The sequence below is a fragment of the Rhizobium sp. AN6A genome (assembly GCF_900215635.1).
GTDB classification, from domain to species: domain Bacteria; phylum Pseudomonadota; class Alphaproteobacteria; order Rhizobiales; family Rhizobiaceae; genus Agrobacterium; species Agrobacterium tumefaciens.
Window position 1 is genome coordinate 440831 of sequence record NZ_OCNC01000004.1, and the last position, 13929, is coordinate 454759.

Genomic DNA, 13929 nt, shown 5'->3' on the forward strand with positions numbered 1-13929 from the left:
GCCAGCAAGTAAGCGATTTGCGTGACAGATTAACGACGTGGACCAAACTAATCAGAAGTTTCTAAAGTCCGGACGGCAATACTCACGTGTTCTTGAAGGCGAAAACCGGAAGGCACGTCCGGCGTGTGGCCACACACGGCCTGCAACGCAGCATCTGCAAGATAGTGGGCAAGGCCGAAGCTGACCTTGAAGCCGCCCGATAACGCCACGAGCCGCGGATATTCGGAAAGTGCACCAACCATCGGGTCCCGTCCAACCGCCTTCGGCCGCAGCCCGGCCCAGCGTTCGAGCACCGGCGCACGGCCAAGCGATGGCACCACGGCGCATGCATCCGCAAGCAATTTTTCCAGCTTTTCGTCGGTGCTGAATGGATCGGAAAAACAATCTTCGCTGGTACTGCCGATGGCGACAGTGCCATCCTCATGCGGCACGATGTAGAGGCCGTTCAGAAATACGACCGGCATGGCAGGGTCGGCCGCAGCATCCAGAAGGGCGGCCTGCCCCTTCACGGCCTGTCCAAGCGCAATGCCGGGTTCCAGACCGATGGCATCGCGGATCAGCGCGAAGGAACCATGGCCGTTCGCGACGATGACATGACCGAAGGCGACCTCGTCGCCCGACGACAGCACCGCCCGCCCTTTATCCGGATCGAGCGAGACGACGCGGCACTGTTCCGCCACCCGCACATGCCGGGCGTTGCGGAGGAAAGCCGACAGAAGGGCGATCATTGCCCGGGGAGAAACCCTTGCGGCCAGCGTATCCAGCACGAAGCCGGCTTGCCCCGCCGCATCGTCCACCCATCCGGCAACGGAAGGGCTGTCGCCGACATGCCAGTGGAACCGGCGCCCGTCTGAAACCCAGTTTTCCCCGGCATCCCGCTCGTGCCGTTCGGCAATGCTGCGCAAATGTGGTTTCGGCAGGGGAATGATCCGGCCGCACCGCCGGTAACCGGCGGAAAGCCCGGTCTCGGCCTCCAGCTCGGCGATCTGTTTTTCCAGCGCGACGAGAGCGTCGAACTGGAATTGCTTCTTGTCCGACCAGCGGTCCGGCATATGCGGCATCAGTGCGCCCAACAGCCCGCCGCTTGCACCATCGCCAAGACGGCCCGCTTCCAGCAGCAGGGCGTTTATGCCCATCCTCTCTGCCTTGACGGCAGCCCACAGCCCCATAATGCCGCCACCGACGATGAGGAGAGGCACTGAGCCAGGCAATCTTGGTGCCCGCAATCTTGGTGATTGACCAGATTCGAAAGCGGGACTATCGGCATTAGTCATGACACATTCCAAGGAAAACACCGCAGATGTCGGTTCGGCAGCCGACAATCCGCCCACCCCGCTCGACTGGCGTGAGGGGGATATGCCCTATTCGCTGGCCTTTGACGATCATTTTTATTGCCAGACGGATGGCAGGCTGGAATGCGGCCATGTCTTTCTGTCCGGAAACGGCCTGCCGCAGCGCTGGCTTGAGCGAGAGGGCATCTTCCGCATCGGCGAACTTGGCTTCGGCACCGGTCTCAATCTCTGCGAGACCTGGCGTCAATGGAAAGAGGTGCGCAACGGTCGCTCCACGCTGCATTTCATGTCCTTCGAACTCTACCCGATGAAGGCGGACGAGATCGACCGGGCGCTTTCCCGCTGGCCAGAAGTGGACATTGAGCGCAAGGCACTGGTCGCCCGCTGGCCGGCGGACCCGAAAGGCGAGGTCGATATCGAGCTGGACGACCAGACGCGCCTGACAGTGGTGTGCGGCGAAGCGCTCACCGGCATTTCCGGCAGAAGCGAAGGCTTCGACGCCTGGTTTCTGGACGGTTTCGCCCCTGCCCGCAATCCCGACATGTGGTCGCTGGAAATCATGCAGACGTTGTTCGGCAAAACGGTACCGGGGGGCACATTCGCCACCTATGCCGCCGCTGGCTTCGTCCGCCGCAACCTCATCGCCGCCGGTTTTGAACTGGAGCGCCGCAAAGGGTTTGCCGGAAAGCGTGAGATGCTGTGCGGCACCAAGCCATCCCGCTGAGACGGCTCCCACAGCAGCAACCGGCCTTCACTGTCAGGCGGTCGGCACGTCGCGGCGTGGCATCGCGTCTCCCAGCCATTGCGCGATCTTGTCCTCGAGAATTTCGGGGCTGATGGGCTTCGACAGATAATCATCCATGCCTGCTGCGATGCAAAGCTCGCGGTCTGCATCCTGCGTATGCGCGGTAACGCCGATGATCGGAACATGCCGGCCGTCGGCAGCCGCCTGTTCGGCGGCGCGGATTGCCAGTGTCGCCTGATGCCCGTTCATGACCGGCATCGACACATCCATAAGGATGACGGCGGGATTGCGCTCCTCCCACGCCTGAACGGCCTTCTTGCCATTGCCGACGATCAGGAACCGCAAACCCGCCTGCTGCAATATCTGGGTGAAAACGATCTGGTTGACGTCGTTGTCCTCGGCCACCAGCACATCGACAAGGCAGGGCCGGCGCCGGTCTGGAACCGTCGTTTGAGGTGGCGCAACCCGCCGCTTTTTGTCCGTGGGGCCATTGTCCGGCCGCACCGGCGCATCGCTGCCACCTGACCTTAGCACCTGCGGATCCTGCCGGGCGCGCTTCTGCCGCACATCCCGCACCACATCGAACAGGGTGGAACGCAACAGACGCGCCCGCGCCGGCTTCATCAGATGCGCCTGCACGCTGAGATCGGTGAACAGGCTCTCGTCACCCACGACATCCATGGACGTCAGGAACACGATGGCGATATCGTCGAAACGGCTATCCGCCCTGATGCGCTCGACCACATCCAGCCCGTTCATAACAGGCATATGATAATCGAGAATGATGGCGTCGATGGCAAAACCGAGAGATGCAGCCTCCTGCAGCACGGCAATGCCTGATGGCCCGTCCTGCACAGCATGGCCGTCGATACCCCAAGTCTTCAACTGCTCCGTCAATATGCGGCGATTGACGTCGTTATCGTCGATGACGAGTACGCGTATATCCTCGATCGCCATGGCAAGAAGCGGAGCGTCGCGCCGTTTTTCCGTAACGTGAAACGGAATATTGACTTCGAAGGTCGATCCCTTGCCGACTTCGCTCACCACATTGATCGTACCGTCGAAAAGACCGACAAGACCGACCGTGATCGCCAGTCCCAATCCCGTTCCCTCGTGCCGCCGCGTCGCTGAGCCGTCGACCTGGCTGAATTTGTCGAAGATGGTTTCGAGCTTATCTGCGGGAATGCCGATGCCGCTATCTTCGACGCGCAGCGACAGAATGGTCTCCGACGCTTCCGCCGACTGCGCCGAAAGTTCGATCAGCACATGCCCCATTTCCGTGAACTTGACGGCGTTTCCAACAAGATTGGTGACGACCTGGCGGAACCGCCCGGCGTCCCCCATGACCTTGCCGAAAACCGACGAATCTATCCGGACGACCAGCTCTATGTTCTTTTCCAGCGCCGCCGAAGACAGGAGGGAAACCACATCCTCCACCGCTTCCGCCGGATCGAAAGGCACGCTGCGCAGCTTCATCTGCCCGGCTTCGATCTTGGAGAAGTCGAGAATATCGTTGATGATCGTCAGAAGCGCATTGCCGGATTTGACGATGATATCGGTGAAGGTTTTCTGGCGCGTATCCAGATTGGATTTGGCCAGAAGTTCCGCCATGCCGAGCACGCCATTCATCGGCGTGCGGATTTCATGGCTCATATTGGCAAGGAATTCAGATTTGGCGCGATCTGCCGCTTCCGCGCGGGAAAGCAGCCGCTGCAACTCCTCCTCGCGCATCTTCATCTCGGTCACGTCGGTGACGATGAAGAGCCAGTAATTGCCGGAACTGTTGGTCGCTTCCAGATTGAGCCACGTCTTTCCGGCAATATGGATCAGCCAGGAGAACGGCCTGTTGGCGGCTATGTGCTCTCTCCAGGCGGTCAGCGTCGCGGCCGCCTCCTCTTTGGTTCCAAAATCTCCGCGCCCGGCGCAATGGGCAAAGAACCCCGACCAGTTGCAGCCCTTTTCCAGCAGCTGCGGCGGCACGTCGAACATTCGCGCCACGGCCTCGTTGGACATGATGATGGTGCCCTGCTCGACCAGCACCAGCCCCTGCGCCATGGCGCGCGTGGCGCCCTGCATATATTCGCCGACACGCTCAAGCTCGGCCTTTGCCTCACTGATCTCGGCGTCGCGCATGCGCACGTCGGTCACATCGGCATAGGTGCTGAGGATTTTTCCACCGTCGAGGCGGGTCTTGGAAATGACGGTGACCTTGCCGCTTTTGCTGCGCACCTCGCGCGGCGTGAAGACCTTGTCGTTGAGCAGCCGTTCTGCGCGCTGGTTGTAGAGCTCCTCGAAGGGTATATCGCCATAGTCATAAAGGCCGCTTTCGAAATTCGTTTCCATGAATTCGCGATAGCTTTTGCCGACAAGTGACTTCTCGCCGCCGATTTCGCCCCATAACGTGTCGAAGCATGGATTGACATATTCGATGACGAGATCAGCGTTGAGGAGCAGTACGCCAACCGGCAGGGCATGAAGAACCGTTTCGAACTGGCGATGCAGCGCTTCGGCCTGCGCCTGCGCCGCGATCAGCGCATTTTCCCGATCCTGCAGCAGGCTGACATCGGTGACTGAACCCACCAGATAATATTCGTCATCGGGCGTCGTGACCCGGCCGAGCCGGGTTATGACCGGGACGGCGCCGCCATCCGAAAGCGGAATGGTTCCCGTCTTTTCAATCGCCTCTCCGGTTTGCAGGATATGCTCGTTTTCCCGCTGGAACTCTGCGCCTTCCTCCGGAAACATCTCGCATTCGGTCTTGCCCAAATAGTCGGCGAGGCTGCCGCCCTGGAATTTCTCAAAAGCCGCATTGGCAAAGGTCAGCCGCCTGTCCTGATCCCGCAGGAACACGCCCACGGGCAATTGCTCAAGCGCGGCGCGCAGCAGCCAGGTCTCGCGGATCTGCTTGCTAAGCAGGGTCTCATGCGCCTTGAACTCCGTCACATCGACGCGAAGCCCCACCAGCATGCCGTTTTCCAGCCGCTTGTTGACCATGCGCACCCAGCGGCCATCGGCAAACTGCTCCACCCTTTCGAGATAGGGCAGGGAAAAATCCCGCAACTGCTTCTGCAGCCATGCCTGGTAATCCGGATCGTCCGATTTCACGTTGCGGTAGCCGCTCGAGAAATAGACCGCCTCCATCAGCGTCTCAAGCCGGGTGCCGGGCTTTAGCTGCAGGTTGAAATCGCTGTAGAATTCCACGAAACGCGCATTGCAATAGACGAGCCGGTTTTCACGGTCGTAAATCACGATGCCGGCATCGATGAGGTCGATAACGCCGCTGTCGAACAGCAGGTCGGCGCTGCCGCCGTCCGAAACACCCTTCGCGACGACAGAGGGCATTTCTTCGAACACTTCGAACAGGAACAGACTGCCGTCATCGCCGGTGAAGCGTTCGCAACGCAGCTTGTAAGGCCCTGAAGACGCTGCACCATGGCATGAAATCACTTCGTCCGTGGCAAAGACCAGCGAGCGGCGCTCCCTGTCCTCGCGCTCGGCATCTCGAATATCGGCGGTAAGGGAAAGGCTGGTGTGGCCTGTGAACGCGGCGGGCGGACGCCCCATGACCCGGCCATAGGCTGCATTGACCATGAGGTAGCGAAGCTCGCTGTCCTTGATGCACGCGGGCAAATCCAGGGCGGCGATGGCCCCGCAAGCTTTTTCCAGCAACCCGCAGCCTTGGGTCAAGCGATACCCCACACCGTGCAGTTCCATCCTTGTCGAATCAAATATTTCCAGACGTCGTTGCAAAAACGTTATGTGAGAAAACCGCTATTTGCTATGTGCGGAATGGTCGCTTTACCCTTTTTTAACCATAATTATTCGCAAGCCTCAGCGCCGTGCCGGTAATCGACAGCCTGCCTTCTGCATGGCAGCCATGCGCCGCGGGACGGCAGCGTTACAAAACTATTGCTTGACTTTACGCCATAAAACGCCCACATGCCGGTCAAGCTTTCACCTTCGGCAGCCGCGTGAGCTGCAGCACATGACCAAGATGACTTGGCCCGCATGAAGGAAAAGCGCAACGAATACAGAAGACGGCGTTTTGCCGCACTGATGCGCAGAAAGTTATTCCAACCCACAAGTTCCCAATTCACGCGGGGTTCTTGACGCCGAAACCCCCGGACAGCAGCAACTGCTCCGGACGATTGGTTTTTGGCGCCCCGAAAGGCTTTACTATTGACCAGTTTTAGCGAACTCGGCCTCTCTGAAAAGATTGTGGCCAGCGTTACCCAGCTCGGCTACACAACCCCCACCCCCATTCAGGCAAAGGCCATTCCGCTGCTGCTTGAAGGCCGTGATCTCATCGGCCTCGCACAGACCGGCACGGGCAAGACGGCAGCATTCGGCCTGCCCATCATCGAAATGCTGATGAAGCAAGCCGACCGCCCGGCAAACCGCACCACCCGCACCCTCATCCTTGCACCGACCCGCGAACTGGTGAACCAGATCGGCGAAAACCTGCGCTCCTTCGTGAAGAAGACGCCGCTGCGCATCAACCAGGTTGTCGGCGGCGCGTCGATCAACAAGCAGCAGCTTCAGCTCGAAAAGGGAACCGACGTCCTGGTGGCGACACCCGGCCGCCTGCTGGACCTCATCGCCCGCAACGCGATCTCGCTTTCCAAGGTCACCTATCTGGTACTTGATGAAGCAGACCAGATGCTCGATCTGGGCTTCATTCACGACCTGCGCAAGATTTCCAAGATGGTTCCGGCCAAGCGCCAGACCCTGCTGTTTTCGGCAACGATGCCGAAGGCGATTTCCGAGCTTGCCAGCAACTTCCTGACGGACCCGATCAAGGTCGAGGTAACACCTCCGGGCAAGGCCGCCGACAAGGTCGAGCAGTACGTGCATTTCGTCGCCGGCAAGAACGACAAGACCGACCTTCTGAAGAAGTCGCTCAACGAAAACCCGGATGGCCGCTCGATCGTTTTCCTGCGCACCAAGCACGGCGCGGAAAAGCTCTACAAGCATCTCGAACATATCGGCTTCAAGGTCGCTTCCATCCACGGCAACAAGAGCCAGGGCCAGCGCGAGCGGGCACTGAAGGGCTTCAAGGACGGTGAGATCAAGGTTCTGGTCGCAACCGACGTTGCTGCCCGCGGCATCGATATTCCGGCCGTGACGCACGTCTTCAACTATGACCTACCCGAAGTGCCCGACGCCTATGTCCACCGCATCGGCCGTACCGCCCGTGCCGGCCGCGACGGCATTGCCATCGCGTTCTGCGCACCGGACGAAACGCGTCTGCTGCACGATATCGAAAAGCTGATGAAGATCGATATCCCGGTTGCATCCGGTGAACGCCCGGCCGGTCTTGCCAGCCCGACGCGCCCGAACAACAACAACCGTGGTCGCAACAACAATGGCGGCCAGCCGCGTGGACCTCGCGAAGGCGGACGCCACAATGGCGAGCCCCGTCCCTCGCGTCACCACGCCCCGCGTGATGCGGACAACGATCTGGAAGTCACGTCAGACTTCAAGCGCGTGAAGACGGCGGAAGGTGACGCAGGTCGCCCGGCCGGCCCTCGCAAGCAGCGCCGCCCTGCCCGCAAGCCCGGCGGCAGCGGTGGCAACCGTCACGCGCCTGCTGGCGGCAACGGCCAGGAAAAGCGCGCTTCCGGCAACGGAAACGGCAATCGCGGCCGTAACCGCTAAGTAACTCGGCGCGAGTCGGCTTCGTCGGCATCGCGTGTTTACCTTCAAACCCCGCAAGCGCAGGCTTGCGGGGTTTTCTTTTTGCTCTCAACCGCCCTGCGCTAACGACCGGCGCCGCGACGGCAAGGTCATGGCCAGCACACCGGCAATCACGCAGACAAGACCCACCCACATGGCAGGCGTCGGCACTTCTCCAAGAAACACCATGCCAATGGCGACACCGATCGGAACCCGCAGATACGCCTGCGACGTGGTACCGACCGAACCGAGCGTCTGCATCAGCCGGAAATAGACCATGAAGGCGAGCGCGGTTGAAAAGACGCTGAGGCACAAAAGTGCGGTGAGCGAAGCCGAAGATGGCGACAATGTCCAGGGCCGGTCAACGATCACGCTCACCGGCAACAGAATCACGGCGCCGCAGATCAGCGAGCCGGCGGCAGGCATGACGGGATCGAGACCCCTGAAGTTTTTGCTGAAGATGGCGGCACAGGCGTAGGAAAAGGCCGCAGTCAGCACGGCAATCTGGCTCCACAGCGCCTCACCCGCCCCGTTCAACGCATCCAGACCGATGATGAGACAGACACCTGTCATGCCCGCAATAGTGCCGAACAGCTTGCGCCCGCTGACCTGTTCATGCCGGATGATCAGCGCGGTGAGAAGAAAGGTGAAGATCGGCGTCGTCGCATTGAGGATGACGGCGAGACCGGCATCGATGCTCTGCTCCGCCCACGCGATCAGCGTGAAAGGCAACACGCTGTTGATGCAGGCCTGAACGAAGAAGAGCCGCCATGTGGCGAAATCCCGCGGCAACCGCAGCCCGCGCAGGCGAATGACCGCCAGCAGCAACAGACCGGCAATCAGGGTTCTTGCGGCAATGAAGGTCAGCGGTGGTATGGTCTCCACCCCGATCTTGATGAAAGTGTAGGATGCGGCCCACAGAGTGGACAACAGGGCGAGCAGCAGCAATTCGCGGGCGATAGGGTTTTGACTGGTCACGGATCAATTTTCCAACTGCGTTCAGGATGAACCGTTCCTAACCCGAAAACAAGCATCTATGCTTCGGTGACGGCCGAAGTTTCCACCGCTTCAAAAGCATGAAGCCCCGCACGGTACCAACCATGCGGGGCTTCAATGACAGACCGGTGATTGCAGCGGCCGATCAGGCCCGGCGTTCATCCACCGAGAAAGCGCCCGGACCGGCAAACACGAGATAGAGGAAGATGAAGCAGAACAGGATCGCGGCGTCGCCCCCATTGAGAGCGGGGAAGAAGCTCTTAGGCCCGTGCGCTATGAAATAGGCAACAGCCATCTGGCCGGACAGGATGAAGGCAACCGGACGCGTGAAAAGGCCGACCAGCACGAGAATGCCGCCAACGGCTTCCAGAAGTGCCGCCACCAGCAGCATCGTCGGCAGGGAGCCGTCCATCTGCGATGCCGGGAAACCGAACAGCTTCTGCGTTCCATGCGAAATGAAAAGCAGCGCTGTCATGATGCGCAGCGCCCCGAGTGCCTGCGGGCGATAGCGGGAGAGATTGTCTAAAATTGCCATGTTCATGTGTCCCCGTTGAAGTGGTGCGACGCTCGATACAGCCCAATCATGCCTTTATGGATACACGTCTCGAACACCGAAAATCACATTTCCGATATAGCAGAACTCCCTTAAATACATAAAGGGAGTCATTCTACACATGGTTGATTTTTCAGCATAAAATTGGGCTCATGTGGAAAAAATCAACCCAAGGATACAGGCATTTTTTCACGTGGCAAAGGCGGAAAAATCCGCCTCCCCGTCAGGCCTGCAGCACCACGACCCTGGAGCCAACCGGCACGCGGCTGTAAAGATCGATGATGTCGTGGTTCAGCATGCGGATACAGCCGCTTGACATGGCGTGGCCGATGGATTGCGGCTGGTTGGTGCCGTGCAGGCGGAACATGGTGTCGTTGCCGCCGCGATAGAGGTAGAGCGCCCGTGCGCCGAGCGGGTTGTTCGGGCCCCCCTGCATGCCGCCGGCGTATTTCAGATTGCGCGGATCACGGCGCATCATGTTTGCGGTCGGCGTCCAGGAAGGCCATTCCGACTTCCGGCCGATATAGGCGTCGCCCTTCAGCGCGAGCCCCTGGCGACCGACGCCGACGCCGTAACGCATTGCCCGTCCATCACCCAGCACGTAATAAAGACGCCGCGCTGGCGTATCCACAATCACCGTTCCGGCCGGATGCGCGGTGTCGAATGCCACTTCCTGCCGGCGCAACTCGGGCTTCACCTTGTCGAGATGCATTTCCGGAAGCGGAAACTTCTCGTCCGGCTTCGCCGCATAATTAAGCCTTTGCTGCCCGATGCCGGAACTTGCGCAGCCGGCCAGCAACAGCGGCAATCCGAACAGAACACCACGACGTGAAATAGACATGTAACCCCCGCCAAATCTCTAGATTAACGAGAGGTATAATTTTATGGTTAACAAACCTCTAATATGAGGTTGTAGGAATTAACGTGCCTCAACCGGCGCTGCGGGCCGGCGGTTGGCCAGATACACACCCGTTACCGCCAGAACAGTGCCGGCAATCATGGCCGGCGTCAGCGTTTCCCCGAAAAGCAGGGCCGCTTCCACGGCTGCAAGCGGCGGCACGAGATAGATCAGCGAGGCAGCGCGCGAGACCTGCCCGCGCCGGATGAGATAGAGCAGCAGGGCCACCGCACCGATGGAGATCGCGCCCACCGACCAGACGAGCGTGGCGGCAAGCCCGAGGCTCCAGTCCACATGGCCATCCTCCAGCAACAGCGCGAAGGGAACGGTGACGATGAGGGCGCCGACATATTGCAGCGTGGCGACCGCCATGATGTTTCCGCCATGGACGTATTTCTTCTGGTAGAGGGTGCCATAGGTCACGGACGTCATGCCCAGCACATTCACCGCCACGGCATAAAGCGGCACGGAAAGGCCGAGCGCGCCTGACGCCATGACCTTCGGCAGCACGGCGATGGCAATGCCGACAAAGCCGAGAAGCAAGCCGGCACGCTGCACCGGAGAGATCTTTTCGCCGATCATGTACCGGGCGGCAACCGCCGTCATCAACGGCTGCAAACCGGCAATAATGCCCCCGATCGCCGCCGGCACACCCTGCCCTATCGCCCACCAGATCATGCCAAGGTAGAGGCCGTGCAGGAACACGCCGGACAAGATCGCCCGGAAGACATCAATGCGCCGTTCAGGCCATTGAATGGAGGAAAACCGGCAGATCGCCCACAATATCGCACCCGCCAATAGGTAACGCAGACAGAGGAAGGTCAGCGGACCGGTATAATAAACGGCATATTTTGCGGTGACCCAGCCGGTCGACCAGAGAAAGACGAAGATGGCCGGAGCTAGACGGTCGAGCGACATGGGAACTTCCCCTGTGCCGCGTGATGCCCCGCAACCGGACATTGGTCCGGGACATAAGGCATGCGGCGAATTGACATTTTTACGACTTGAAGCAACCGGTCAATGACCCGGCCGGATCTCGGCGCGCACCCCGTGGCGAAACACAGCCGTCCAAGCTAGCCGGTATCCCCATCCCCGCAAAAGGTCAAAAGTGTTTTGGTGATCGCATCTTTCAGATTTTCTGATGCCACACCCAAAACCCATCAACCGAAAGCGAACGAACAAAATTTGTGCATTCGCCCACGGCGCACACAGCGCCACTACCCCGTTCCACCCCACCTTGCCCTGCAACCAATTTGCCAATGCCGCATTTATAGGCTGAAAGCAAAAAAACGCTTCTTTTTTAAAACTCTAGGGCGGTAAAAAATCTTCACGGAGGCCTCCGCATAGTTCTTGCATTGCATTTGTCGTTGTATTCATATGGCAAAAAAGGGGACATCGAAGTTGGCATTTGACGAAATGATAAATGCGGACAACGCGCCGCGAAGCCCATATGAAAACTATAACGAGTGGTACAGCCGGCAGGACAGGGCACACCTGATCCAGAAGTCTAAAGACGCGGAAAACATCTTTCGAAAAACAGGCATTACTTTCGCAGTCTACGGCCACGCCGACAGTTCAGAAAAACTGATCCCCTTCGATATCATTCCGCGCATCATTTCCGGGCGCGAGTGGCGCAAACTGGCCCAAGGTATCGAACAGCGCGTTCTCGCTCTCAACGCTTTCCTCGACGATATCTACCACAAGCAGGAAATCATCCGCGCCGGGCGCATTCCCCGTGAAATCATTGAGAAGAACGTTGCATTCCTCCCGGAAATGATCGGTTTCACGCCACCCGGCGGCGTTTATACCCACATTGTCGGCACGGATATCGTCCGCACTGGCGAAGACCAGTTCTACGTTCTGGAAGACAATGCCCGCACGCCTTCAGGTGTCAGCTACATGCTGGAAAACCGTGAAACGATGATGCAGATGTTCCCGGAACTCTTCCATGAAAACCGCGTGCAGCGGGTGGAGGATTACCCCTATCAGCTGCGCCAATCGCTCGCCTCGCTTGCACCCCCCGGCTGCACCGGCAAGCCGCGCGTCGCGGTGCTGACCCCCGGCATCTACAATTCCGCCTATTACGAACATTCCTTCCTGGCCGACATGATGGGCGTGGAGCTGGTGGAAGGGTCCGACCTGCGCGTCATGGACGGCAAGGTCAAGATGCGCACTACCCGTGGCTACGAGGCCATCGACGTGCTTTACCGCCGCGTCGACGACGACTTCCTTGACCCACTCACCTTCCGGCCGGATTCGGCGCTCGGCGTACCCGGCATCATGGATGTCTACCGCGCCGGCAACATCACCATCGCCAATGCCCCCGGCACCGGCATTTCCGACGACAAGGCGATCTATTCCTACATGCCTGAGATCGTCGAGTTCTACACAGGCCGCAAGCCGCTTCTGGAAAACGTGCCGACATGGCGCTGTTCGGAGCCGGACAGCCTGAAATACGTTCTCGACAACCTTGCCGAACTGGTCGTCAAGGAAGTTCACGGTTCGGGCGGTTACGGCATGCTGGTCGGCCCCACCGCGTCGAAAAAGGAACGGGCGCTTTTTGCCGAAAAGCTGAAAGCCCGCCCCTCCAATTACATCGCGCAGCCCACGCTGTCGCTTTCCACCGTGCCGATCATGGTGAAGAACGGCATCGCGCCGCGCCATGTCGATCTGCGTCCTTATGTGCTGGTTTCAGACAAGGTGAAGATCATTCCCGGCGGACTGACCCGTGTTGCCCTCAAGCAGGGCTCGCTGGTGGTCAATTCCAGCCAGGGCGGCGGCACCAAGGATACATGGGTACTGGAGGACTAAGCCATGCTGGGCAGAACGGCAAACGGGCTCTACTGGATGTTCCGGTATATCGAGCGCGCTGAAAACATCGCCCGGCTTATCGATGCGGGCCTGCGCGTTTCCCTGACGCGCAGCGGCAGCGGCGATGAGGACTGGGACGGCGTGTTGCAGAGTGCCGGCGTGCACGAAGCCTTTCTCGAAACCCGCGAGAAGGTAACGGCGGCCAATGCGATCGATTATCTCCTGCGGGACAAGGCAAACCCTTCCAGTGTCATGTCCTGCATCGAGGCAGGCCGCAACAATGCCCGCATGGTGCGCACCGCGCTGACGCGCGAGACATGGGAAGCCACCAACGAATTCTGGATCGAGCTGAAGAACATCCTCGGCCGCAAGCTCAGCCATGCCGAACTGCCGCAGACCATCGATGTCATCAAGCATCGCGCCGGTCTGGTGCGCGGCGCCTTCCACGGCTCGATGCTGCGCAACGATCTCTATAATTTCTCCCGCATCGGCACCTTCATCGAGCGCGCGGACAACACCGCCCGCATTCTCGACGTAAAATATTACGTGCTGCTGCCGGCCGTGGCGCATGTCGGCTCCTCGCTGGACAATGCGCAATGGGAATCCATCCTGCGCTCGGTCTCGGCGCACCGCTCCTATGGCTGGGTCTACGATGCAGAATACAAGCCCGCCAACATTGCCGACTTCCTCATTCTCAACGGCCGCATGCCGCGCTCGCTCGCCTATTGCTATGAGAAGATCACCAGCAACCTCAATTACATAGCTGAGGATTACGGCGAAAAGCACAAGGCGCATGAAACGGCGGAAAGCATTCGCGACAGTCTGCGCAAGACGACGATCGATCGCGTCATGGATGAAGGCCTGCACGAGTTTCTGGAGAGATTTGTCAACCGGAACGGGCAGTTGGGGCAGGAAATCATGGAAGGCTACCGCTTTTATCTGTAAGCGCGTGGACGGG

10 protein-coding genes are annotated in these 13929 nt (G+C 59.6%); 4 read left to right on the forward strand and 6 right to left on the reverse strand.

Annotated elements, in window-relative coordinates; all coding sequences use genetic code 11:
* Positions 1 to 47: 47 nt before the first annotated feature.
* Positions 48 to 1274 (reverse strand): NAD(P)/FAD-dependent oxidoreductase, encoded by a 1227-nt coding sequence (locus CRO62_RS14770; protein ID WP_102024266.1) that lies wholly within the window; start codon positions 1272 to 1274, stop codon positions 48 to 50.
* On the opposite strand from CRO62_RS14770, the gene mnmD reads away from it, so the two are divergent.
* Complete coding sequence (mnmD, locus tag CRO62_RS14775; protein ID WP_097100724.1) at positions 1273 to 2016, forward strand: tRNA (5-methylaminomethyl-2-thiouridine)(34)-methyltransferase MnmD; 744 nt, start codon at positions 1273 to 1275, stop codon at positions 2014 to 2016. The two genes, CRO62_RS14770 and mnmD, sit on opposite strands and share 2 nt — an antisense overlap.
* Positions 2017 to 2049: 33 nt before the next feature.
* Here mnmD and CRO62_RS14780 read toward each other — a convergent pair whose 3' ends face one another.
* Positions 2050 to 5751 carry a response regulator gene (locus CRO62_RS14780; protein WP_097100725.1) on the reverse strand — a complete coding sequence of 1234 codons (3702 nt, stop codon included), beginning with the start codon at positions 5749 to 5751 and terminating at the stop codon, positions 2050 to 2052.
* 465 nt (positions 5752 to 6216) lie between these two features.
* On the opposite strand from CRO62_RS14780, the gene CRO62_RS14785 reads away from it, so the two are divergent.
* Positions 6217 to 7695, forward strand: coding sequence for a DEAD/DEAH box helicase (locus CRO62_RS14785; RefSeq protein WP_003513690.1), 1479 nt, complete (start codon positions 6217 to 6219; stop codon positions 7693 to 7695).
* Positions 7696 to 7782: 87 nt separating this feature from the next.
* On the opposite strand, the gene CRO62_RS14790 is transcribed toward CRO62_RS14785, so the two are convergent.
* The 4 genes from CRO62_RS14790 to CRO62_RS14805 form a co-directional block, all read right to left on the reverse strand.
* Entirely contained in the window at positions 7783 to 8691 is a 909-nt protein-coding gene (locus CRO62_RS14790) for a DMT family transporter (protein WP_097100726.1), read from the reverse strand.
* Between the two features lie 163 nt (positions 8692 to 8854).
* A complete protein-coding gene (locus CRO62_RS14795) occupies positions 8855 to 9250 on the reverse strand; it encodes a DoxX family protein (RefSeq protein ID WP_019565150.1) in 396 nt (131 codons plus the stop codon).
* Between the two features lie 235 nt (positions 9251 to 9485).
* Positions 9486 to 10103, reverse strand: coding sequence for a L,D-transpeptidase (locus CRO62_RS14800; RefSeq protein ID WP_097100727.1), 618 nt, complete (start codon positions 10101 to 10103; stop codon positions 9486 to 9488).
* A 78-nt stretch (positions 10104 to 10181) separates the two neighbouring features.
* Entirely contained in the window at positions 10182 to 11078 is an 897-nt protein-coding gene (locus CRO62_RS14805; RefSeq protein WP_003513697.1) for a DMT family transporter, read from the reverse strand.
* A gap of 483 nt (positions 11079 to 11561) precedes the next feature.
* Here CRO62_RS14805 and CRO62_RS14810 point away from each other — a divergent pair, with 483 nt between their 5' ends.
* Both CRO62_RS14810 and CRO62_RS14815 read left to right on the forward strand, forming a co-directional pair.
* Positions 11562 to 12971, forward strand: a complete 1410-nt coding sequence (locus CRO62_RS14810; RefSeq protein ID WP_003513699.1) for a circularly permuted type 2 ATP-grasp protein — start codon at positions 11562 to 11564, stop codon at positions 12969 to 12971.
* 3 nt (positions 12972 to 12974) lie between these two features.
* A complete protein-coding gene (locus CRO62_RS14815; RefSeq protein WP_003513700.1) occupies positions 12975 to 13916 on the forward strand; it encodes an alpha-E domain-containing protein in 942 nt (313 codons plus the stop codon).
* Positions 13917 to 13929: the final 13 nt, after the last annotated feature.

Coding starts and splice junctions, on each gene's coding strand:
- mnmD (WP_097100724.1), top strand. CDS start 1,273: ATGACACATTCCAAGGAAAACACCGCAGATGTCGGTTCGGCAGCCGAC.
- CRO62_RS14770 (WP_102024266.1), bottom strand. CDS start 1,274: ATGACTAATGCCGATAGTCCCGCTTTCGAATCTGGTCAATCACCAAGA.
- CRO62_RS14780 (WP_097100725.1), bottom strand. CDS start 5,751: ATGGAACTGCACGGTGTGGGGTATCGCTTGACCCAAGGCTGCGGGTTG.
- CRO62_RS14795 (WP_019565150.1), bottom strand. CDS start 9,250: ATGAACATGGCAATTTTAGACAATCTCTCCCGCTATCGCCCGCAGGCA.
- CRO62_RS14800 (WP_097100727.1), bottom strand. CDS start 10,103: ATGTCTATTTCACGTCGTGGTGTTCTGTTCGGATTGCCGCTGTTGCTG.
- CRO62_RS14805 (WP_003513697.1), bottom strand. CDS start 11,078: ATGTCGCTCGACCGTCTAGCTCCGGCCATCTTCGTCTTTCTCTGGTCG.
- CRO62_RS14815 (WP_003513700.1), top strand. CDS start 12,975: ATGCTGGGCAGAACGGCAAACGGGCTCTACTGGATGTTCCGGTATATC.